At 63.0% G+C, this 21,535-nt stretch carries 19 protein-coding genes; 6 read left to right on the top strand and 13 right to left on the bottom strand.

All coding sequences use genetic code 11. From position 1 onward, the window contains the following. Positions 1–3: 3 nt before the first annotated feature. On the bottom strand, positions 4–843 hold the full coding sequence (locus EB233_RS27090; protein WP_064987773.1) for a GNAT family N-acetyltransferase: 840 nt from the start codon (positions 841–843) through the stop codon (positions 4–6). A 318-nt stretch (positions 844–1,161) separates the two neighbouring features. Between EB233_RS27090 and EB233_RS27085 the strand changes: the two genes are divergently transcribed. Next, positions 1,162–1,830 carry a haloacid dehalogenase type II gene (locus EB233_RS27085; RefSeq protein ID WP_064987774.1) on the top strand — a complete coding sequence of 223 codons (669 nt, stop codon included), beginning with the start codon at positions 1,162–1,164 and terminating at the stop codon, positions 1,828–1,830. A gap of 16 nt (positions 1,831–1,846) precedes the next feature. After that, complete coding sequence (locus EB233_RS27080; RefSeq protein WP_064988731.1) at positions 1,847–3,121, top strand: NAD(P)/FAD-dependent oxidoreductase; 1,275 nt, start codon at positions 1,847–1,849, stop codon at positions 3,119–3,121. A 13-nt stretch (positions 3,122–3,134) separates the two neighbouring features. Here EB233_RS27080 and EB233_RS27075 read toward each other — a convergent pair whose 3' ends face one another. From EB233_RS27075 to argE, 6 genes are all read right to left on the bottom strand, one after another. Then, positions 3,135–4,592 carry an NAD-dependent succinate-semialdehyde dehydrogenase gene (locus EB233_RS27075; protein ID WP_064987775.1) on the bottom strand — a complete coding sequence of 486 codons (1,458 nt, stop codon included), beginning with the start codon at positions 4,590–4,592 and terminating at the stop codon, positions 3,135–3,137. Positions 4,593–4,609: 17 nt separating this feature from the next. Further along, positions 4,610–5,653, bottom strand: a complete 1,044-nt coding sequence (locus tag EB233_RS27070) for a tartrate dehydrogenase (RefSeq protein WP_064987776.1) — start codon at positions 5,651–5,653, stop codon at positions 4,610–4,612. A gap of 10 nt (positions 5,654–5,663) precedes the next feature. Continuing rightward, positions 5,664–7,127: an aldehyde dehydrogenase family protein gene (locus EB233_RS27065; protein WP_064987777.1), complete on the bottom strand. Its 1,464-nt coding sequence runs from the start codon at positions 7,125–7,127 to the stop codon at positions 5,664–5,666. Between the two features lie 150 nt (positions 7,128–7,277). Next, positions 7,278–7,631 carry a cupin domain-containing protein gene (locus EB233_RS27060; RefSeq protein ID WP_064988732.1) on the bottom strand — a complete coding sequence of 118 codons (354 nt, stop codon included), beginning with the start codon at positions 7,629–7,631 and terminating at the stop codon, positions 7,278–7,280. A gap of 23 nt (positions 7,632–7,654) precedes the next feature. Next, on the bottom strand, positions 7,655–8,578 hold the full coding sequence (locus EB233_RS27055; RefSeq protein ID WP_064987778.1) for a 2-hydroxyacid dehydrogenase: 924 nt from the start codon (positions 8,576–8,578) through the stop codon (positions 7,655–7,657). A gap of 12 nt (positions 8,579–8,590) precedes the next feature. After that, a complete protein-coding gene (gene argE / locus EB233_RS27050; protein WP_064987779.1) occupies positions 8,591–9,715 on the bottom strand; it encodes an acetylornithine deacetylase in 1,125 nt (374 codons plus the stop codon). A 241-nt stretch (positions 9,716–9,956) separates the two neighbouring features. Here argE and EB233_RS27045 point away from each other — a divergent pair, with 241 nt between their 5' ends. Continuing rightward, the gene (locus tag EB233_RS27045; RefSeq protein WP_064987780.1) at positions 9,957–10,856 is read left to right on the top strand and encodes a GNAT family N-acetyltransferase; all 900 of its coding nucleotides are present in this window, start codon (positions 9,957–9,959) and stop codon (positions 10,854–10,856) included. A 640-nt stretch (positions 10,857–11,496) separates the two neighbouring features. Here EB233_RS27045 and EB233_RS27040 read toward each other — a convergent pair. The 6 genes from EB233_RS27040 to EB233_RS27015 form a co-directional block, all read right to left on the bottom strand. Next, on the bottom strand, positions 11,497–12,231 hold the full coding sequence (locus tag EB233_RS27040; protein WP_064987781.1) for a ribonuclease activity regulator RraA: 735 nt from the start codon (positions 12,229–12,231) through the stop codon (positions 11,497–11,499). Between the two features lie 23 nt (positions 12,232–12,254). Next, positions 12,255–13,418, bottom strand: a complete 1,164-nt coding sequence (locus tag EB233_RS27035; protein ID WP_064987782.1) for a mandelate racemase/muconate lactonizing enzyme family protein — start codon at positions 13,416–13,418, stop codon at positions 12,255–12,257. A gap of 32 nt (positions 13,419–13,450) precedes the next feature. After that, the gene (locus EB233_RS27030; RefSeq protein ID WP_064987783.1) at positions 13,451–14,548 is read right to left on the bottom strand and encodes an ABC transporter ATP-binding protein; all 1,098 of its coding nucleotides are present in this window, start codon (positions 14,546–14,548) and stop codon (positions 13,451–13,453) included. Positions 14,549–14,558: 10 nt separating this feature from the next. Then, positions 14,559–15,449 (bottom strand): carbohydrate ABC transporter permease, encoded by an 891-nt coding sequence (locus EB233_RS27025; protein ID WP_064987784.1) that lies wholly within the window; start codon positions 15,447–15,449, stop codon positions 14,559–14,561. Further along, positions 15,446–16,393: a carbohydrate ABC transporter permease gene (locus tag EB233_RS27020; protein ID WP_027056097.1), complete on the bottom strand. Its 948-nt coding sequence runs from the start codon at positions 16,391–16,393 to the stop codon at positions 15,446–15,448. The genes EB233_RS27025 and EB233_RS27020 overlap by 4 nt, the downstream gene beginning before the upstream one ends. A gap of 77 nt (positions 16,394–16,470) precedes the next feature. Continuing rightward, the gene (locus EB233_RS27015; RefSeq protein WP_064987785.1) at positions 16,471–17,952 is read right to left on the bottom strand and encodes an ABC transporter substrate-binding protein; all 1,482 of its coding nucleotides are present in this window, start codon (positions 17,950–17,952) and stop codon (positions 16,471–16,473) included. 212 nt (positions 17,953–18,164) lie between these two features. On the opposite strand from EB233_RS27015, the gene EB233_RS27010 reads away from it, so the two are divergent. From EB233_RS27010 to EB233_RS27000, 3 genes are read left to right on the top strand one after another with little or no spacing between them, the layout of a single operon-like run. Then, a complete protein-coding gene (locus EB233_RS27010) occupies positions 18,165–18,875 on the top strand; it encodes a GntR family transcriptional regulator (RefSeq protein WP_064988733.1) in 711 nt (236 codons plus the stop codon). Between the two features lie 49 nt (positions 18,876–18,924). Further along, on the top strand, positions 18,925–20,091 hold the full coding sequence (locus EB233_RS27005) for a mandelate racemase/muconate lactonizing enzyme family protein (RefSeq protein WP_064987786.1): 1,167 nt from the start codon (positions 18,925–18,927) through the stop codon (positions 20,089–20,091). Positions 20,092–20,143: 52 nt separating this feature from the next. Further along, entirely contained in the window at positions 20,144–21,502 is a 1,359-nt protein-coding gene (locus EB233_RS27000) for a mandelate racemase/muconate lactonizing enzyme family protein (protein ID WP_064987787.1), read from the top strand. The last annotated feature ends 33 nt before the right edge of the window (positions 21,503–21,535 follow it).

Genomic DNA, 21,535 nt, shown 5'->3' with positions numbered 1-21,535 from the left:
GGACTAGCCGAGCGCCTGGTTGGCGAGTGCGTAAACTTTTGGCCTGGCCTGCCGCGCGCTCCTGTTGGACGGACGGTCCATGGTCACGCCACCGCCGACATGGGCGAGGCCGATTTCCGCGAGCCAACCGGCCAAGCCGGTTCGGCTGTCGGTATCCACACGCAGGAAAGCGCCGCCGCGCGACGCGGCGAAGAAGCCGATCAGGGCCTTCGCCTCGTCGGCGCTTCCCGCGATCACCGGACCGACCACCTCGCCGCGTCCGAACGGGCGGATCGCCGCATAGGCCTCGATGGCGCCGTTGCGGCGGATGACCGCGAATTGGCCGCGCTCCGAGAGCGCATCGATCAGAGCTTCGCGGTCGGCGCCATAGGCGTCGCGGTCCAGCGCCTTGATTTCAAGCAAATCGTCGATGCCCGCGGCTTCCACGCCATCTGGCGCGCCGAGTTCCGCGACCTGGCCCTGATGTTGCAGAATGGTGCCGGAGGGCACGAAGCCCAGTTTCTCATAGAGAGGCATGCCGTCCGTCGTCGCGACAAGCCGCAGCGGCCGGTCCTCGGCCAGGGCGAAAGCCTTGTCCATAAGCCGGCGTCCGAGCCCCTTGCCCCGCATGGCCCTGTCGACGATCACCATGTTGATCATGGCGCAGTCCATGCCATAGGGCGTCACCAGGATGGTGCCGGTGACCTGGCCCCGATCGTCGAGCGCGACCGCGCCACTCGAGAGCTGCAGCGCCATCCGCCAGTCCTGCGGGCGATGCGGCCAGTTCTCCTGGCGAGAAAGCGCCACCGCGCCTTCGATATGGTCAGGCCCGAAGGCCCGGAGTTCGATCTCACCCTGCTGCATGGAGCATCCTTCCGTCTGCACGCAAGTCTCGGGCATCGGCGCGCCGCAGATCGTCTGAAGGCTTCGGTCGCGGCGGTATCTTTCGCCTTTGCGCGGGGCGTGCGCCGCATCTTCTGCTGCTCCCCTCCTCGGTGGGGGCAGTTCAGGTCGCGAGCGGGCACTCCGATCGACGGCCAGATGCTACAGCGTGCCAAACCCGATGGCGGATACGGAACTTTCTGCTTTCGAGAGGGCGATTTCGGTCAGGTGGGTCGCTGCCCGCCGTCCTATGATGAGATACATCCAACGCGGGTGTGCTTCCACCGGAGATCGACGGACATGGCTTCTTTCAGGCCCAAATACATCACCTTCGACTGCTACGGCACGCTGACCTTCTTCCAGATGGCGGAAGCGGCGCGCGACCTTTACGGCAGCCGGCTTGATGAGCCGCGCATGCAGGAGTTCATCAAGAACTTCGCCGCCTATCGGCTCGATGAGATTCTCGGCGACTGGAAGCCCTATGCCGACGTCATCCACAATGCGCTTGAGCGCTCCTGCAAGCGCAATGGTGTCGCCTTCAGCCCCGAGGACGCCAAAATGGTCTATGAGCGTGTCCCGACCTGGGGGCCGCACGCCGATGTTCCGGCGGGTCTGGCGAAGGTTGCCAAGGAAATCCCGCTGGTCATCCTGTCCAACGCTATGAACGCGCAGATCATGTCCAACGTCGAGAAGCTTGGCGCGCCGTTCCATGCCGTCTACACGGCCGAGCAGGCGCAGGCCTACAAGCCGCGCTTCAAAGCCTTTGAATATATGCTCGACATGCTGGGCTGCGGTCCGGAAGATGTCCTGCACTGTTCGTCGTCGTTCCGCTACGACCTGATGTCGGCGCATGATCTCGGTATAAAGAACAAGGTCTGGGTCAATCGCGGCCACGAACCGGCCAACCCTTACTATGGCTATATTGAAATACCGGACATTTCGGGTCTTCCGGGCGTGGTTGGGCTTTGAAACGGGCGGATTGCCGATGAAGCTGGTTTCCTACTGGCACGACACCGCCCCGGTCTTTTCCGGCGGCGCGCAAGGCCCGGTCGAGGGGCATTTCGACGCGGCGATCATCGGTGGCGGCTTCACCGGTCTCGCCGCCGCGCGCCAACTGGCCAAGGCCGGCGCCAAGGTGGCTGTGCTGGAAGCGGAGCGGGTGGGCTGGGGCGCATCCGGCCGCAATGGCGGCCATCTGAACAACGGCCTTGCCCACAGCTACCTCTCGGCCAAGGCGGAGCTCGGCAAGGAACGCGCGATCGCGCTCTACCGGGCGTTGGACGATTCAGTCGACACCATCGAGGCGCTGGTCGCCGAGGAAGGCATCGATTGCAATTTCCGCCGCGCCGGCAAGCTGAAGCTTGCCTCCAAACCGCGGCATTTCGAGGCGATCGCGCGCAACTTCGAAGCCGTCCATGCCGAGGTGGATCCGGAGACGGCGCTGCTTTCGACGGCCGATCTCAAATCCGAGATCGGCTCACCCTTCCACGGCGCGATGCTGTCGAAGAAGAGCGCCATGATGCATATGGGCCGCTATGTGGCGGGTCTCGCCACGGCCGCCGCCTGCCATGGCGCCGTCATCCATGAGAACACCAGGGTGACGGACCGCCAGCAGGCCGGAAGCAGGCATGAGCTGGCCACTTCGCGAGGCCGGATCAGCGCCGACAACGTGCTGGTGGCGACCGGCGCCTACACGACGCCTGACTTCGGCTATTTCCGCCGCAGGCTCATCTCCGTCGGCAGCTTCATCATCGCCACGCGGCCCTTAAGCGACGCCGAGATCACCGCCACCATGCCGGGCAACCGGACATGCGTGACCTCGATGAACATCGGCAACTACTTCCGGCTTTCGCCCGACAGGCGTCTGATCTTCGGCGGTCGTGCACGCTTCTCGGCGACGTCCGACCAGCGCTCCGACGCCAAGAGCGGGCAAATCTTGCAGGCCGGCCTCGCGGCGATCTTCCCGCAGCTCGCCAAGGTCGAAATCGACTATTGCTGGGGCGGGCTGGTCGACATGACCAAGGACCGCTTCCCACGCGCCGGCTACCATGACGGTGTCTGGTACGCGATGGGCTATTCCGGCCATGGCGCGCAGCTTTCCACCCATCTCGGCATGATCATGGCCGATGCCATGCTCGGCCGTGAGGACCGCAATCCGCTGAAGGGGCTCGAGTGGCCTTCCATTCCCGGCTATTCGGGCAAGCCGTGGTTCCTGCCGATGGTCGGCCTCTACTACAAGGCGCTCGACCGGATCCAGTGATTGGGGGGCGGCTTCAGCCCAGCCCGCCCATGTGAAAGCTCTTCATCTCGAGATATTCCTCGATGCCGGCTTGCGCGCCCTCGCGCCCGAGGCCGGACTGCTTGACGCCGCCGAAGGGAGCCACTTCCATCGAGACTGAGCCGGTGTTGAGCCCGACCATGCCGAACTCCAGGGCCTCGCCGACACGCCAGGCGCGCTTCAGATTCTCGGTATAAAAGTAGGAGGCAAGCCCGTAGGGCGTGCCGTTTGCCAGCGTGATCGCTTGCTCCTCCGTCTCGAACCGGAAAAGCGGCGCGACGGGCCCGAACGTTTCCTCGCCGGCGAGCTGCATCTGCGCCGTGGCGCCGGTCAGCACCAGCGGCGCGACGTATTGAGGACCTTCGGGCAAGGCCGACCTGTCGGTGATGATCTCGGCACCTTTGGCGAGCGCGTCCTCGACGTGGCGGTTGATCTTCTCGACCGCCGCCATGTTGATCATCGGCCCGATGGCGACGCCGGGCTGCGTGCCTGGCCCAACCGTCATGGCGTTGACTCGAGCCGTGAGCTTCGCTGCGAACGCGTCATAGACGCCGGCCTGGACGAGGATGCGGTTGGCGCAGACGCAGGTCTGGCCGCCATTGCGGAACTTAGAGACGAGCGCGCCCTCGATGGCGAGATCGAGATCGGCGTCGTCGAAGACGATGAAAGGCGCGTTGCCGCCGAGTTCGAGGCTGAGCCGCTTCACACTGTCGGCCGCGCCGCGCATCAGCAGCGAACCGACCCGTGTGGAGCCTGTGAAGGAGATCTTGCGCACAGTTTCGTTGGCCATGATCTCGTTGCCGATCTCGGCCGGCATGCCGGTGACGATGTTGATGACGCCCGCGGGGATGCCCGCCCGCTCGGCGAGCACGCCCAGCGCCAGCGCCGAATAGGGCGTGAACTCGGATGGCTTGATCACCACCGTGCAGCCGGCGGCCAGAGCCGGCGCGACCTTGCGGGTGATCATCGCATTGGGAAAATTCCACGGCGTGATGATGCCACAGACACCGACGGGTTCCTTCAGTACGATGATGCGGCGGTCGGATGTGGGTGAGGGGATGGTGTGGCCGTTGATGCGCCGCGCTTCCTCGGCGAACCATTTGACGAAGGACGCGCCATAACGGATCTCGCCTCTGGCCTCGTCCAGCGGCTTGCCCTGTTCCGTGGTCAGGATCAGCGCCAGATCGTCCAGATGGGCGAGCATCAGGCCATGCCAGGTTTCCAGGAGGCTGGCACGCTCGGCGTTGGTCTTCTTCCTCCAATCCCCATAGGCGGACGCCGCGGCCTCTATGGCCGCACGAGTCTCCGAACCGGCCATGTCGGGCACCGTGCCGATGGCGGCCTGGGTCGCCGGATCGATGACCTCGACCGTTTTGCCGGAGTCGGAAACAACCCATTTGCCGCCGATCAGGCCGGCCTCGCGGAACAGACTTTTGTCTTTCAGGTTTTTCATCGAAGACGACCTTGCAATCAGATGAGCGCCGCGACGACGGCGGCCGTGACGGCTTCCGTGCGATCCTTGCCGGCAATGGTTCCAATGCCGCGCGCGGTTGTTGCTTCGACGGCCTTCATGATGCGGTCGGCGGCGGCTGTTTCGCCGAGATGATCGAGCATCATGGCGCCCGACCAGATGGTGGCGATCGGATTGGCGATGCCGAGATGAGCGATGTCGGGCGCGGAGCCGTGCACCGGCTCGAACATCGACGGCGCCGAGCGGTCCGGGTTGATGTTGGCGGAGGCGGCATAGCCCAGTCCGCCCTGGATCGCCGCGCCGATGTCGGTCAGGATATCGCCGAAAAGGTTGGAGGCGACGACCACGTCGAGGCTTTCCGGCGCCATGATCATGCGCGCGGCGAGCGCGTCGACGTGATAGCTGGTCACGGCGACGTCGGGATAGTCCTCCGCCAGCTTGTTGGTGATCTCGTCCCAGAACACCATCGAGTATTTCTGCGCATTGGACTTGGTGACGGAGGCGAGCTTGCCCCGGCGCGCCCGCGCCTGCTCGAAACCAAAGCGCAGGATGCGCTCGACGCCGGCGCGGGTGAAGATCGAAGTCTCGACTGCGACCTCGTCCTGCGTGCCTTGGTGCACGCGCCCGCCGGCGCCCGAATACTCGCCCTCGGTGTTCTCGCGAATGCACAGGATGTCGAAGTTCTCCGCCCGCAGCGGCCCTGTCACACCCGGCAGCAAGCGATGCGGCCGGATGTTGGCGTATTGCACGAATGCCTTGCGGATCGGCAGCAGCAGGCCGTGGAGCGAGACGGAATCCGGTACCTCTGTCGGCCAGCCGACCGCGCCGAGAAGGATGGCGTCGAAGGCGCGCAAGGTCTCGATGCCGTCCTGCGGCATCATGCGGCCGGTTTCCTTGAAGAACGTGCAGGACCAGGGGAACTCGGTTCCGGTCAGGACAAAGCCTGCGTGTTTGGCCGCCGTTTCCAGCACGGACCAGCCGGCGGCGGTCACATCGCGGCCGATGCCGTCACCGGGGATCAGGGCGATCGAATAGGATTTCATCGAAATCTCTCTAGAGGCTGATCAGGACGCTCTTGGTCCTGCGATTGGCGTGATAGGCCTCGCGGCCCAGATCCTTGCCGATGCCGGAGCGTTTGTAGCCGCCGGTAGGCAGGATGTGGTCGCGAGAGCGACTGTAGCGGTTGACCCAGACCGTGCCGGCTTCGAGCTTGCGCGCGAGACGGATGGTGCGGGAGAGATCTGATGTGAACAGGCCGGAGGCCAGCCCGTAGGTCGGATGGCTCGACAACGTCAGCGCCTCTTCCTCGGTCTCGAAGGTCTGGACGGTCAGGACCGGGCCGAAGATCTCCTCGATGATCGCCGGATTGGACTGGTCGACATTGGCAATCAGCGTCGGCTGGTAGAAATAGCCGGGACTGTCCATGGCCGACCCGCCGGTCAGGCATTCGCCGCCGGCCTCGACCGCGGCCCGCACGATGCTGTCGATGCGCGATCGCTGTCGTTCCGAGATGACAGGCGAATACTGCGTCGCCTCGTCCCAGGTCGGGCCCGGCCGAGCCGCCTTCATCCGTTCGAGGATGGCGGCTGTCAGCCTGTCGGCCACGCTCCTCTCGACGATCAGGCGCGTGCCGGCCACGCAGGCCTGGCCGGCGTTGAAGGTGACGCTGCCGGCGATCACCGTCGCCGCCTTGTCGAGGTCGGCATCGGCAAAGACGATTTGCGGGCTCTTGCCGCCGAGTTCCAGCGTCATCGGCTTGACGCCAGTGCGGGCGACATTCTCCATGATGGCCGAGCCCGCGCGGGTCGAGCCGGTGAAGGAGACCTTGGCGATCTCGGGATGGCCGGTCAGCGCCGTGCCGGTCGCCGGGCCATCGCCGAGCACCACGTTGATCAGCCCGGCCGGCAGGCCGGCCCTGACGGCGAGCTCTGCCATATAGACGGCCGAGAAGGGTGTCATTTCCGACGGCTTCAGCACGACCGCATTGCCTGCGGCCAGCGCTGGACCGAGCTTCCAGCCGGCCATCGAGATTGGAAAATTCCAGGGCGTGATCGCGCCGACCACGCCATAGGGCTCGCTCATGATCATGCCAAGGGTGGCATCGTCCGTGGGCACAAGCTCGCTGCCTTCCTTGTCGGCGAACTCGGCAAAAAAGCGGATCTGCTCGGCGGTTACGGCAATGTCGCCGGCGACAAGCTGGCCGACGGGCCGCGTCGAGCACAGCGCCTCGATTTTCGCCAGCGTTTCGGCTTCCGCCTCGATCAGGTCGGCCCAGGCCTGGAGCGCCCTGGTGCGTTCGCGCGGCCGAACGCCGCCCCAGTTGCTGGCCTTGAGCGCCGCCCTGGCGCTCGCTACCGCTCGGTCGACCATATCGGCGCCAGCCACCGGGCAGCCGGCATATGCCTTGCCATCCGAGGGGCGGCGCATCTCGATCGTGCCCTCGGCCACGATCACCTCACCGCCGATGAAATGGCCGATGGGGAGAGTGACCTTGTCTGGATCGAAGCTCAGGCTCATGGGTGACCACTCAGCAGCATTGACCATGACCCTAGCGTGGGCGGGCAAGCAGCATGCATCGTTCGGCGAACCGCCGCGGACGAATGTTGCGCGCCCGCCGCGCGGGACGGCAAAATCTGTTGCGGTGGCTGAAAACGTCGCGCGGGCCGGTCAGCCAACGGTCACGTAGATCTTGCGCACCGTTTCGATGGTCTTCCAGACTCCGGTGAAGCCCGGCTTCATGACAAAACTGTCGCCGGCGCGGTAGGTCACCGGCTTGCCGCCGTCGGGCGTGATTTCGATCACGCCGGTGAGGATGTGGCAGAATTCGAAAGTCTCGCCCTTGATCGAGCGCGTCTCGCCCGGCGTCGCCTCCCAGACGCCGGTATGGACGAGGTCGTCCTTGGCCACGTCCTGCGCCCATGTCTTGAAGGCGGGGTCGCCGGCTATCAGCCTTTCGGGCAGTGCCTTGGATTGGCGTGGCGGGAAGGACGGGTCGGTATCGACGGTCTTGAGCAGGGACAAGAGATGGCCTTTCAGGTTGGACTTCAATAGCCGCGCGACCGGTCGACGAGCCCGATGGGGTCGAGCCCGGCGCGGTGGCGTCGGATGTCTTCGATGATCGCCCGCGCGGCGGTCGCGGACTGGGTGACGCTTGCGACATGCGGGGTCAGGATGATCTTCGGATGCGACCAGAAAGGATGGCCCGCGGGAAGCGGTTCGGGATCGGTCACGTCAATGCTTGCGGCCGACAGATGGCCGCTATCGAGGGCGGCGACGAGGGCTTCATGATCGAGCTGTGGCCCTCGGCCGGTGTGGACGAGCGCCGCGCCCTTGGGCAGTTTCGCAAACAGATCGGCATCGAGGAAACCGCGCGTCGCCTCGGTCAGCGGCAGCAGGCAGACCAGTATGTCGCTGGCTGCGAGCATCTCCTCCAGCCCGAACTCGCCGTGGTGGCAAGTCACGCCGTCGATCCGCCGCGGCGAGCGGCTCCAGCCGGCGAGCGGAAAGCCGAAGGGCTTCAGCCGGTCGAGAACGGCCTGGCCGAGTTGCCCGAGGCCGAGCACGCCAATCCGGCGCGACCTAGCCTGCAGCTGCGGGATATCACGCCATTCACCGGCGCGCTGCTGTGCCAGATAGGCGGGCAGGTTGCGATGCAGGGCGAGCACGGCCAGCGTCACATATTCCTGCATCATGCGCACGATGCCTTCCTCGACGGTGCGCACGATCTTCACTTGTTCCGGTACGGTATCGAGGCGGAACTGGTCGACGCCGGCGCCAATGGAAAACAGGATCTCCAGGTTTCTGTAACGCGCGACGTCTTCTGGCGCGGTCCAGGTAATGAGATAGCGTACGGCGTCGGGATCGACGGTCGTGGCGTCTATGGCGAAGGGGAGGTCGGGCAATTCCTTGGCGAAGGCCTCGGCGAAGACCGCGCCGCGCCGCGCATCGGAATTGAAAAGGAACGTCATTGCGGTTCCCCTTCAGGCCGCGCAACGGGCGCCAAGCGCCTCGACCATCCGCTGGCAGGCGGTGAGCTCGCTGGCGAGAATGTATTCGTCCGGCTTGTGGGCGCGGCCGATGTCGCCGGGCCCGCAAATGATCGCGTCTAACCCGGCGGCCTGGTAAAGTCCGGCCTCGGTGCCGTAGCTGACGGCAGCAAGCGGCGCTTCGCCGGTCAACTCACGCAGCAGTGCCGCCAGTGCCGCGTCTTGTGGCAGCGACAGCGCCGGATAGGCGCTGATCGGCGTCCACTCGACCCGAAAACCTTCGGCTGCAAGCGCGTCGGCTCGCGCCTTTACCGGCGTGAGCAGGTTGGCCGGGTCGACGCCTGGAATGGCGCGAGCCTCCAGGTCCAGAGTGCAGGTGTCGGGAATTATGTTGACCGACTGTCCGCCCGCCACCACGCCGGCTTGCAGCGAGGAGTAGGATGGCTCGAACGAAAGGTCGAACGGACCGTGCGTCAGCCGCCCGGCTTCACCGACGGCCGTGCTCAGCACATCAGCCATGCCGTGGATGGCGTTGAGGCCGAGATCGGGCCGTGAGGAATGGCCGGTACGCCCGTGGATGGTCAGGCGGGCGGCCGCCTTGCCCTTGTGGCAGCGTACGGCGCGCATGCCGCTCGGCTCGCCGACGATGACGCCGAGCGGCTTGGCGCAAAGTTCGGCAAGGCGGGCGATCAGATGTGGCACCCCGCGGCATCCCACCTCCTCGTCATAGGAGAAGGCGAGGTGGATTGGCCTGGCAAGGCGAAGTCCCGCCAGCGCAGGGACGGCGGCGAGCACCGCGGCCAGAAATCCCTTCATGTCGGTGGTGCCGCGTCCATAGAGCCGCTCGCCCTCCCGGCGCATCGCGAAAGGAGCCGAACTCCATTGCGGCTCGCCCGCCGGAACGACGTCCATGTGGCCGGACAGGATGTAGCCGGGGACATCGGCGGGCCCGACCGTCGCGAAAAGATTGAAACGGTCGCCTTCCGGCCCTGGAAGCAGGGTGACCTTTATTCCGTGTCCCGCGAGGAAGGCCTCGATCCACCCTGCGATGTCGCCGTTCGGCTTGCCGGCAACCGATGGAAAGGCGACGAGACGGTCGAGAATGTCGAAGACGTCCATTCCAGCTCTCAAAACGTTTCGGGTTCGCCGGGGTTGGGTGCCGTCGACCATAGTTGCAACATTGCCGCGAAGGATGTGCGCGGTCTGACGCGATTGCGTGCCGAAAGCGGAAATGTTTCAGTTGAATCTTGCGTTAGCACGCGGCTTTCGAGCAAATCGTACGGGGCCAGTTTGTTTAGCGTTGGTGAGCAGAGGCGACTGTAGCGTGTCGTCCGTCAAGTTGCGGTAATCTTTCAGAGGCATGGAATTGAAGCCGTCCGAAAGCTTGAAAGTCGACACCTTCTCGATGCGCATCGGCGACATCGGAGGGGTCGAACTGGACCGGTTGCACGCGCTCTCGCTCTCCGTGGGATGGCCGCATCGGGCCGAGGACTGGCAGTTCCTGCGAGAATCCGGACAGGGGTTCGTGGCGCTTGATGAGATCGGCCGGGTTCTCGGTTCGGCTATGTGGTTCGCGCATGGCGCAGATTTCGCGACCGTCGGCATGGTCATTACCTCGCCGCGACTTCAGACGCTGGGGGCGGGGCAATGGCTGATGAAGCGGGTCATCGAGAACGTCGTCGGCTGCGATCTGCGGCTCAATGCAACCCGGGCGGCAAGGCGGCTCTATCTCTCGCTCGACTTTCAGCCGGAGAAGACCGTCTATCAATGCCAGGGTATTGCCCTCACGCAAATGACGGGTGGGGTGACAAATACTCCAGGTGACATTCGGACTTTGGGGGCAAATGATATTCCCGCGGCGATCGCGCTCGACGCGGCAGGATTTGGCGTGAGGCGGGCGGCCCTGATTGAAAAGCTTTTCGCGCACTCGTCGGGTTATGGTCTTTTCAAGGGCGACACATTGAACGCGTTCGCGCTCTGTCGGCCGTTCGGGCGGGGTCATGTTGTAGGGCCGGTCGTGGCGGAACACGACGCGGACGCCATCGCGGTCGTCAAGCCGCACGTGACCGACCATTCGGGGTCTTTCCTGCGGATCGACACCCACATGCACAATGGCGAGTTCGCCGCCTTTCTGTCGCACAGCGGAATGCCGGTTTTCGACACTGTGCTGACCATGTCGATGGGCAAAAGCCTGACCGATTTTGCCGGCGGTGCAATCACGCCGATGACTTATGCCCTTGCCAGTCAAACGCTCGGGTAGTTCAGCCAGGATGTCCGTCTTGCGGCTGTACCTGCCTTCGCAGGCAGTCCTCCGGCACCAACCGGCAGGACCAGCGTCGACGTAAGCAAGCTCGCGAAAACGATACGGGAAGAGTGCTGAACCCGGCCCCGCAAGTTGCCGGCCGTTGCGGAGGCAGGGCTCGAAAGGCCGCGCGTTTCGCAGGCAACCGCGATGACCCGAAGGCTCAGTTGATGGGGCGTATCGCCTCAACTCGCCGAGGAGGTCTCCGGCCAGACCGAGCAAAGATAGGCAAAGAGCCAGCAAATCAAGATGATCGGAATCGAGCTCGCGGCGTCGAGGGCAGAGCGCAACGTTGCGGTGTCGGTTCAGGCAGCGCACGACGCCTGAACTCAACGGAACCACCAGCAAGATCTCCGCCGATCGCAGCATCGATAAGCGAAGTGGCGCTGGCTTCTAAACCGTGGACGTCGTCTTGCCGCACGGAACTCAGGCTCATTTCGCGGCGGCGTAGATGCCGTAGGTGAGAACGCCGAGGTTCGAGACCCGCGCGATCGTCGAGGCCACGCCGAAATCGGACATCACCTTTGACGCTGCACCGCTCCAAGCACACGAAGTTCTAGTCGAGACGCGCTGGTGATCCATACGCCAGCTGGTTCTGCTAGCGCTTTGCGCTGCGCCACTCTTCGTATTCTGCTCGGGCATCGTCATGCAGCGGATAGTAGCGTTGCAACGGCGCGCCCTGCATGAGCTTCTCTCGCGAGAACTCTTCCCAATCGTGATGCTTCTTCGATTCTTCAATCACTTTTGAGGCCATTGCGACTGGAACCACCACCACTCCGTCATCGTCGGCCACGATAATGTCGCCGGGGATGACCGTGACGCCGCCGCAGGCAATCGGAACGTTGACGGCGTTTGGATAGATGCTGGTCTGCACATGGTAGTTGGGCGTCCAGCCGCGCAGCCACAACGGCAGGTCGAGCTTCTCGACATTGGGCCGGTCGCGCATGCATCCGTCGATGACGATACCCGCGCCACCTCTGCCCTTGAAATAGGTCGACATCATATCGCCGAAGACGCCGGAGCTCATGTCGCCGCGCGCGTCGACCACAACCACGTCGCCCTCCTGCGCATGATAGAGCACGTGCCGATGCAGTTGCGTCTCTGGATCGGCGTATTCTCCCTCGCTGAAAAGATCCGGCCGCTGCGGCAGGAACTGTAGCGTCAGCGCCGGCCCGACGATCGACTTCCCGTGGTTCTGCGCCACCGGTCCGACCATATGCGGATTGCGGAAGCCCATATGGCCAAGCGTGCCGGCAACCGTTGCGGCGCCGATCTCCCTTAGCGCGTCGATCAGGTCTCTAGGTGGCCGCGTGATGTCGGGGGTATGCGTCATGATGGACTCCGGTTGAAATTGAACTACCAGTTGGTGACAGAACCATCGCGGCGCTTGAGGTGGGGCGCTTCCCAGAAACGGAAACTCCGCGCCCGGATCGCCTCTTCGTTGACCTCGACGCCGAGCCCCGGCAGGTCGCTGACCGGGTAGTCCGGGCCGTCCAGCCGTGGTTGCACGGGAAAGAACTCGGAATTGTCGAAGCCCAGCTTCCTTTCCGGCGCTCTGGTCTCGAGCCACGCGAAATTCGGCACCGCCGCGCCGAGATTGATAGTCGCGGCGGTGCACACCGGACCAAGGGGGTTGTGCGGCATCAGGTCCACATAGTGCGCCTCGCTCCAGCCAGCGACTTTCATCGCCTCGGTGAATCCGCCGACATTGCATATGTCGAGCCGGTTGAACTGATGGATGCCGCGTTCGATGTAGGGCAGGAACTGCCACTTGCTGGCAAATTCCTCACCGATGGCGAACGGAATGTCAGTCATCTTGCGCAGCGATTCGTAGGCCTCCGGCGTCTCGTCGCGTATCGGCTCCTCGAGGAAATCCAGCACGCCGCGGCCGAGCTTGTTGCAAAAGCTCGCCGCCTCGGCCACCGACAGCCGATGATGATAATCGATGCCCAGCACGGCGTCGTCGCCCAGCGCCTCGCGGGCCTTGTTCATCGTCCTCGCGGTAGCGCCAATCGACTCGCGCGGCTCGAAGACGTCTCTGCTGCTTTGCCCGACGGGGAAGAAGCGGATCGCCTGCCAGCCCTGCGCGCGCAATTCGCGGGCGCGCTCGATGGCAGCATCGCCCTCGGCCTCGTCTCCGGTCGATGCAAAGGTAGGAATACGGTCTCGCTGCTTGCCGCCGAGCAACTCGTAGACCGGCACCCCCAGCGCCTTGCCCTTGATGTCGTGCAGGGCGATGTCGATGGCGGAAATCGCTGCCTGCAAAACGCGCCCGCCTTCGAAATACTGGCTGCGATAGACCTCCTGCCATATCCTCCCAACTTGCATAGGGTCGCGGCCGATAAGAAACTCACGATAGTGCTCGATGGCGCCGGTCACCGCCCTCTCGCGGCCGCTCAAGCCGCTCTCTCCCCAGCCGAATATGCCTTGGTCGGTCTCGATCTTGACGAGCATTTGGTTGCGCGTTCCTACCCACACTGGGTAGGGCTTGATCGCGCTAATCTTAAGCTTCTCGGTCATCCGCCCCCCATTCCAAATGCACCTGTCCTGGCTCAGTCAGCCTCGAGGGCCATTTCAGTTTCGCCGTCGAACAGGTGCATCCGCGCCTGGTCGAACTCGAGCCAGATCTGCTCGTCTGGCGCGACGCCAATCGCCGGCGGTACGCTGACATTGACGATCGCTCCGGACACGAACGCCTGCACGAAGGTGATGTCTCCGGTAGGCTCCACTGTGTAGGCCTTGGCTGGGACACTGCCCGGCACCGCGCTCTTGTGGAGCTTGATCGTCGAGTGACGTGCGCCGAGCACGACTTTCCTGGTCGTTGCCCGAGCGACTTTCCGGGCGTTGCGCGGCGAGAGCTCGAGGCTCCAGCGCTCCGCGCCCGTCAGCACGGTGTTGCCGTTTGTCGTCGATGCTTCCAGCGGAACAAGGCTCATCGCCGGGCTGCCGATGAAGCTGGCGACGAACATGTTCACCGGATGGGCAAAGACCTGCGCGGGTGAATCGTATTGTTGCAGGTAGCCGCCGTTCATCACGGCCATCCTGTCTGCCATGGTAACGGCTTCGAGCTGGTCGTGCGTCACATAGATGATCGTGGCCTTGAGGTCCTGGTGGAAGCGCTTTATCTCCGACCGCATTTGCACGCGCAGTTTTGCATCGAGATTGGAAAGCGGCTCGTCCATGAGGAACACAGCGGGATCGCGCACGAGGGCACGGCCCAGGGCCACACGCTGCTGCTGCCCGCCCGAAAGCTCGCGCGGCTTGCGCTCGAGCAACTCAGTCATATCGAGCACGCGCGCCGCTTCCTTGACCTTCCTGTCGATCTCGTCCTTGGGCAGTTTGCGCATCTGCAGGGGGAAGGCGAGATTCTTGTAGACCGACTTTTGCGGATAGAGTGCGTAGTTCTGGAACACCATGGCTATGTCCCGGTCCTTCGGGTCGAGGTCATTGACCACCCGGTCTCCGATGACGATGTCGCCTGACGTGATCGGAATCAGACCAGCGACGAGATTGAGGGTTGTTGTCTTGCCGCAGCCTGACGGACCGACGAGCGCAACGAACTCGCCGTCATTGACGGTCAACGAAACCTCGTTGACGGCCTTGAAGCTGCCGTAGGTCTTGACGAGATCTTTGAGGACCACATGGGCCATCGGCAACTCCCTAGTGCTTGACCGCGCCTTCCGTGAGGGCGCGTACGAAGTATCGTTGCAGGACGAGGAAGAGGACCACGACGGGCACGCTCATGATGAAGCTGGCTGCCATCAGGCCTGGAAAGTCCGTCGTGTTTTCCGAGAAGAAGCGCTGAATGCCGACCGGCAACGTCAGCTGCTCGTTCTTGGAGAGGAAGGTGTAGGCGTAAATGTATTCGTTCCACGCACCGATAAAGGAATAGATCGCCGTGGCGATGATTCCTGGCGCCGAGAGCGGCATCACGATCAGGATAAAGGCCTGGAACCGCGTCGCCCCGTCAATGCGCGCCGCCTGCTCGAGCTGCACCGGAATGTTGTCGTAGAAGCCCTTCAGCAGCCAGATCGCCAGCGGCAGGCCGAAAGTGAGATAGGTCAGGATCAACGAGCCATGCGTGTTCACCAGCCCGATCGCGCGCATCAGGATGAAGAGCGGCACGAGAAAGATCACCGCCGGGAACATGTTTCGAAGCAGAACCGCGAAGAACAGGAAGTTCCGGCCCGGGAAGGTGAAGCGCGAAAACGCATAGGCCGCCGGAACTGCCACGATGACGGAAAGGATGGTCGTGGCAGTGGAAACGAAGAGGCTGTTCCAGAAGAAGCGGAGAAAGTCCTGGCCGACGCTGTTCTGTGGGTCGAGCAGCTTCTGGTAGCTGGCAAGTGTCGGCTGGTCAGGCCACCATTGCGGCGGGAATTGCATGGCCGCGAAGCCGGACTTGATCGAGGTGAGCAGCATCCAGATCATCGGCAACGCGGTGTAAAGCACCATGAAGACGAGGAAGATGCGCCCGCCCCACCGCCATCCGTCGACGCGCATGCGGCGGCGGGGCTGGCATCGAGCGGCGGTTTCAGCGGTCGTGCTCATGCGCTGCCATCCTTTCGCTCGTTGCCGCTTAGCGCACGGACATAGAAGTAACCGAACATCATCAGGATGAGGAACAGCAGCACCGAATAGGCCGACGCCACTCCCCAGCGCTGGCGGCCGAAGGCGAGCTCATAGATGTGGGTGATCCAGATATGTGAAGCGTTCGACGGGCCACCGCCCGTCATGATCCAGGGGATGATGAAGGAATTGAAGTTGGCGACTGCCAGCAGCAGGATCGTCACCGTCGAGACGTTTCTCAAATGCGGGAAGGTGACATGCCAAAAGCGCTGCCATGCATTGGCTCCGTCGACCTTTGCGGCGCGTAGCAACTGGTCGGGAACGGTCTGCAGGCCGGCCATCATCATGATCATGGCGAACGGGAACTCGCGCCAGATATTGACGACAATCAGCGATGGCAGCACCGTTGAGACGCTGTCGATGAAATTCGGCGGCCGGTCGGCCAATCCGAACTGGACCAGCACCGCGCCGATGATGCCAAAGTCCGAATGGTAGATCCACTTCCAGATATAGGAGGCGGCGACGGCGCTAATGACCCAGGGAATAATCAGGATGGCACGCAGGACACCACGGCCGACAAAGTCGCGATGGAGCGCCAGCGCGCAGGCAAACCCCAGGACAAAGGCGATGAAGGTGGATGCCAGCGTCCAGATCAGGGTGTTGGAGGTGACCTTCCAGAAGATCTCGCTGCTGAGGATCGCCGTATAATTGTCGACGCCGACGAAGATCTTGTCGCGAAGCTGCAGGCCAGGCGGCGTGTTGAAGAACGACAGCTCGACCGTGTAGTAGATCGGGTAGGCGATCACGATCAGCATCACGGCGATCGCGGGAAGCACATACGCATAGTCGGCGCGATGTTCCCAGATCTTCCGCAACAGGGGTCGCAATCCTCCCCGAGTCCCGGTCTTGCCGGTCAGGATCGTCACTTTGGCGTGCCCTTATTTTTCGGAACGGGCCGGTTGCGCTCCAGGCGCAACCGGTAAGATCTCAAGTCAGGCTTCGGCTAGAGCCCGCCGCCCATCAGCTCTTTCACCCTCTTGGCCGCATCGTCCGCTGCCTGGTCGACGGTCATCGCTCCGGTCAGGGCATTCTGCAACATGTCGGGGACGATGATGTTCATGATCTCAGGCGACTGGGGCAGCGCCGGAAACGGGATGCCATATGGCAGCATCGAAGTCGTGACATCGAGGAACTTGATGCTGTCCAGACGTTCCTTCATCCATTTGGTCTTGAAGCCGTTGAGATTGCCCGGATTCGAGCCGGCGTAAGCCATCTTCAGCGACCATTCCGGGCTGGTCCACATGCATATGATGGCCTTCGCGGCCGGCTCGTCCACCTTGCCGCCCTCGACATATTCGGGCTTCAGGATGTGAATGTTCGAACCGCCGAAAACGACGGCACGCTTGCCGTCGGGGCCGGTCGGAATCAGGCCATAGCGCATGTTGTCGATAACGGTCTGCGCCTTGTCCTTGTCGGTGCCCGTCGCCTTATTCTGCAGGTCAAGCATGACATTGTAGTCGGACGGATGCGAGATCATCATGCCGAGCTGGCCAGCGAGGAACAGCGGCTGGTTGTCAGCCTGCTGGTTGGTGAGTGCCGAAACCGGAACCGACTTGTCGCGAACATACATGTCGTAAGAGGCTTGCAGCGCGGCCTTGCTCTGCGGACTGTCGAGCTCGATCTGCTTGTAGGTCGGGTTCGCCGTGGCTTCGTCGAACACGCCGCCGCCATAGGCCCACAACTGAGGCATGAAGCGGTACGGGGTATTGCCGGCATTCTTGCGGGCCACGAGGCCGTAGCCGGCAATGCCGAGCTTGTCGTGGATCTGCTTGGAATACTTGACGACATCGTCCCAGGTCGCCGGAGCCTTGTCCGGATCGAGGCCCGCGCGTTTGAAGATGTCGGCGTTCCAGATGAAGGCCATCGTTTCGTTGTTCGTCGGCACGCCATAGGTGACGCCGTCCCAGGTCACGGCCTTCATGGCGCCGGGCCAGAAATCCTCGGTCGAATATCCCACGTCCTCGGGTTTGAGCGGCTGCAGATAGCCCTTTGAGGCGAACTCCGTACCGCCCAGGATTTGCAGGCGCACCGCCATCGGCGCGGCATTGCCAAGCAGCGCCGTGCGGAACTTGTCCAGGAGATCGTTGTAGGTGAGGGCCTGGTCCTCGAGCTGGATGTTCGGATAGGTCTTGCGGAAGGTTTCGAAGAAGTCCTTGTAGTACTGGCGCAGCAGGTCGGGGTCGCCCTCGAACACGCCCTGATACCAGAACGTCAGTCGCCCCTTGTAGTCGAGCGGGGTGACCTTGGCGCAATCGGCGGCCGTGTCAAAATCCTGTGTGCCTGCAATGGAGCGCACATATTCGGGCGACCACTTGCTCAAGTCGACCGGCGCCGCACCCAGCGCCGGTGCGGACATCAACGATGCCACTAACGCAGTGGAGACAGTGCCGCGCAGGACGGCACCGCCGAGTGTAATCCTCGTCATAGGTATCCTCCAGGTTTCTCTCCCATGCCGCTCTGCATCGAGGCGAGCGGCCTTACTCGTCGGCTGCGGGACATCTCCTCAAATGTATCCCTTCGAGCACTTTATACGTTTTCAGATCGCAGTTTGGCTGTCAACGCAACAAATCGTACATTGTTTATGGAAATCGTGCGTGATATCGAGAAAGGCGTGTACTCATGGAAGGGGAGCCGGCCTTGGCCGAAACGCGGGAATTCAAAGCAGAGCCACCGGCTGGGATCGATCCTCTTGGGGCCTCGAGCGAGGGCGCCTCGCTCTATGAACTGATCCGGGAGGACATCATCGAGGGGCGGCTCGCCGCCAACGAACGGCTGGTGGTCACTGATCTGGCCCGGCGTCACGGCACCTCGACCAATCCCGTGCGCGAGGCCTTGCAGCTGTTACGCGGTGAAGGCTTTGTCACCTTTCTCCCCAATCGCGGGGCACGCGTGCGGCCCATAGATCAGGATTTTGTCCGGGATATCTACGAGATCGGTGTGCTGATCGAGCCAGCCTTGACGCGATGGTTTGTAAACATGGCTACCGACGAGGACATTGCAGAGCTCGAACGGCTTCAAGGTCTGATCGAAGAGAACAACTTCGCCGACACTTTCAGGCATAGCGAGCTGGATACGGCTTTCCACACCGTGATGTACCAGCGGCACTATAACCGCCATGCCGCCGAGCTTTGGTGGAAGCATCGCGAAGTGCTGCGCGCCGTAAGCCGGCGTTTCAATTTCACGCTCGCCCGCCGTGCGGCGATCATTCGCGAGCACCGCGAACTCATCGCTCATGTGAAAGCTGGAAATGCGAACGAGGCAGCCGAACTCATTGCGCGCCATGTCGAGGGCTCCGGCCGGCATGTCCTCGAACACATGCGCGCGCGCAGCGCGGCCCGGGCTGGATAACCGGCCCGGCGATCGTTTGCCCGGCCATTTCAGACAAAGGTTAGTGAAGATGAAAATCACAGGCATCCGGCCATGGCTGATCAAGTCCCCAGCCTCATACTGGGGAGAATACCTGTTCGTCGAAGTGACGACCGACGAGGGGGTGAGCGGCTGGGGCGAGATCACCACCACCACAAAGCTGGCCAACCGCGCGCTCTGCACGATCCTGCGGCAGATCGGCATCGCCGTGACTGGCGAGGATCCGGCGCGCATCGAGCATCTATGGCACAAGGTTTTCCGCAGCTTCACCTATATGGGCAGCCGCGGCGCCGCCGTTGAATGCGTGAGCGCCATCGACATAGCGCTGTGGGATATACGCGGCAAAGTTCTCGGCAAGCCGATCTACGAGTTGCTGGGCGGGCCGGTGCGCGATGAAATCGCCCTTTACACCCACCCCAACCAGGCCAAATTCACCAGCAAGGAGGCCGTAGTCCGCGAAATTCGCGACATCGTCGAGTCAGGACACACCGGGCTCAAATTCGATCCGTTCCCCCACCAGGGTCCCAGTGTCGATGGCGAGGCCCGCGAAAGGAGGGACGGCTATCTCGATGGCAGCATGACCCGCAAGGATGAACGCGAAGCGGCCGAACTCACGGCGCTGATCCGCGAAACGGCGGGCCCCGACGTCGACATCCTCATCGATGCGCATGGCCGCTTCGACGTTCCCACCGCCATTCGCCTCTGCCGGAGCCTCGAGGAAGCCGGCCAGATTGACTGGTTCGAGGAGCCCTGTCCTCCCGAAAGCCTTAACGCGCTCAAGCAGGTGCGTGAAAAGGTCAGTGCCGCCATCTCGTGGGGCGAGCGCGGCCACACGAAGTGGGATTTCGTGCCAGTGCTGGAGAACAAGCTCGCTGACTACATCATGCCGGACGTTACCTGGACCGGCGGCATTACCGAACTCAAGAAGATCTCAGCTCTGTGCGAAGCCTACTACATCCCGGTCTCGCCTCACGACGCCGCGGGGCCGATCAACGTGGTCGCCGGAGCGCAGGTGATGATGACCGTTCCGAACTTCTACAAGCTCGAAACATCGGAATGGAACCTCGGCAAATATGATCACCTCATCGACAGGCCGCTCGACGTTTCGAACGGCAACCTCAAGCTGACGTCAAGGCCTGGCCTCGGGGTCGAGATGAACCGCGACTACCTGCAAGCCCACGAGATCGAGCTCGGCTAAAGGCGCCCTGGACCTCAAGGACAAGCCCCGCCGATCAGAACGAGGACAAGTCATGCCAAAGATGGGTGGAGCCGGCGAGGCTCTCAATCGGGTCAACACGAACTCCAAACCATCCGACCTTCGCATCACCGACATGCGGGTGGCCGAAATCGTTGGCGCCCCGTTCACCTCGGCGTTGCTCAAGATCTACACCAACCAGGGTATCGTCGGGCTCGGCGAGGTGCGCGACGGCGCCAGCGCCACCTATGCGCTGATGCTCAAAAGCCGGCTGCTTGGCGAGAGCCCTTGCGACATCGACCGCCTGTTTCGCCGCATCAAGCAGTTCGGTGGGCATGGCCGGCAAGGCGGTGGCGTCTCGGCGGTAGAGATCGCGCTCTGGGATCTCGCCGGGAAGGCCTATGGCGTCCCAATCTACCAGATGCTCGGCGGCAGGTTTCGCGATCACGTGCGCGTCTATTGCGATACCGATGCCGAAAAACCGAGCGGCACCGAAACCGGCAAACGTCTCAAGCAGCGCATGGACCGCGGTTTCACCTTCCTCAAGATGGACCTCGGTTTGATGCAGATCGCCCATGTCCCTGGCGCCGTGACGGCGCCCGCCGGCGTGCTCGAAGGGCTTTACGGCAATCCGCGCGGCCGCGGTGGTGCGCTCGATGAGCGCAAGGCCCGCAATCGTGCCTATGACGCGCAGAACGTGCGGCACCCTTTCACGGGCCTGCACTTCACCGAAAAGGGTATCGACCTGCTCGAGCAGTATATCCACGAGGTCCGCGAGGTGATCGGATACGAGATCCCGCTCGCCATTGACCATGTCGGTCACATCTCCCTGCAGGATGGCATACGACTGTCGCGCCATATCGAGAAATACGTTCCCGCCTGGCTCGAGGACGTGATTCCCTGGCAATACACCGAACAGTACCGGCAGCTCCAGCAGGCTACCACGGTGCCGATTTGCACTGGCGAGGATATCTATCTCAAGGAGGCGTTCGAACCTCTGCTCAAGAGCGGCGGCCTCTCCGTTATCCACCCGGATCTGCTCACCAGCGGCGGCATCCTCGAGACCAAGAAGATCGGCGATATGGCGCAGGACCACGGCGTCGCCATGGCGATCCATATGGCCGAAAGTCCGATCGCCGCCATGGCCGCCGCACATGTCGCCATGGCGACCGAAAACTTCATGGCTCTCGAATACCACTCCGCCGATGTCGACTGGTGGGACGACATCGTCACCGGCCTGCCCAAGCCGCTCGTCAAGGACGGCTTCATCACCGTGCCCGACAAGCCCGGGCTGGGCATAGACGATGTGGTCGACGAGGTGATCAGCCAGCATCTGCAGCCCGGTGTCACGGGGATATGGCAATCCACCGAGCATTGGGACAATGAATATAGCTGGGACCGGACCTGGAGTTAGCCTAGACCCCCTGCCTTCGTTCCCCAGGCTCAC

Origin of the sequence: Mesorhizobium erdmanii (assembly GCF_013170725.1) — a bacterium.
GTDB lineage: Bacteria > Pseudomonadota > Alphaproteobacteria > Rhizobiales > Rhizobiaceae > Mesorhizobium > Mesorhizobium erdmanii.
Note: the sequence above shows the minus strand (reverse complement) of the source record. Positions and strands in the feature narration are given on the sequence as shown.

Bases quoted from the DNA above. Each gene is read 5' to 3' on its own strand.
- EB233_RS27040 (WP_064987781.1), bottom strand. From the start codon at position 12,231: ATGACGCATACCCCCGACATCACGCGGCCACCTAGAGACCTGATCGAC.
- EB233_RS27015 (WP_064987785.1), bottom strand. From the start codon at position 17,952: ATGACGAGGATTACACTCGGCGGTGCCGTCCTGCGCGGCACTGTCTCC.
- EB233_RS27035 (WP_064987782.1), bottom strand. From the start codon at position 13,418: ATGACCGAGAAGCTTAAGATTAGCGCGATCAAGCCCTACCCAGTGTGG.
- EB233_RS27065 (WP_064987777.1), bottom strand. From the start codon at position 7,127: ATGAGCCTGAGCTTCGATCCAGACAAGGTCACTCTCCCCATCGGCCAT.
- EB233_RS27085 (WP_064987774.1), top strand. From the start codon at position 1,162: ATGGCTTCTTTCAGGCCCAAATACATCACCTTCGACTGCTACGGCACG.
- EB233_RS27025 (WP_064987784.1), bottom strand. From the start codon at position 15,449: ATGAGCACGACCGCTGAAACCGCCGCTCGATGCCAGCCCCGCCGCCGC.
- EB233_RS27030 (WP_064987783.1), bottom strand. From the start codon at position 14,548: ATGGCCCATGTGGTCCTCAAAGATCTCGTCAAGACCTACGGCAGCTTC.
- EB233_RS27090 (WP_064987773.1), bottom strand. From the start codon at position 843: ATGCAGCAGGGTGAGATCGAACTCCGGGCCTTCGGGCCTGACCATATC.
- EB233_RS27075 (WP_064987775.1), bottom strand. From the start codon at position 4,592: ATGAAAAACCTGAAAGACAAAAGTCTGTTCCGCGAGGCCGGCCTGATC.
- EB233_RS27005 (WP_064987786.1), top strand. From the start codon at position 18,925: ATGAAAATCACAGGCATCCGGCCATGGCTGATCAAGTCCCCAGCCTCA.
- EB233_RS27055 (WP_064987778.1), bottom strand. From the start codon at position 8,578: ATGACGTTCCTTTTCAATTCCGATGCGCGGCGCGGCGCGGTCTTCGCC.
- EB233_RS27070 (WP_064987776.1), bottom strand. From the start codon at position 5,653: ATGAAATCCTATTCGATCGCCCTGATCCCCGGTGACGGCATCGGCCGC.
- EB233_RS27000 (WP_064987787.1), top strand. From the start codon at position 20,144: ATGCCAAAGATGGGTGGAGCCGGCGAGGCTCTCAATCGGGTCAACACG.
- EB233_RS27080 (WP_064988731.1), top strand. From the start codon at position 1,847: ATGAAGCTGGTTTCCTACTGGCACGACACCGCCCCGGTCTTTTCCGGC.
- argE (WP_064987779.1), bottom strand. From the start codon at position 9,715: ATGGACGTCTTCGACATTCTCGACCGTCTCGTCGCCTTTCCATCGGTT.
- EB233_RS27045 (WP_064987780.1), top strand. From the start codon at position 9,957: ATGGAATTGAAGCCGTCCGAAAGCTTGAAAGTCGACACCTTCTCGATG.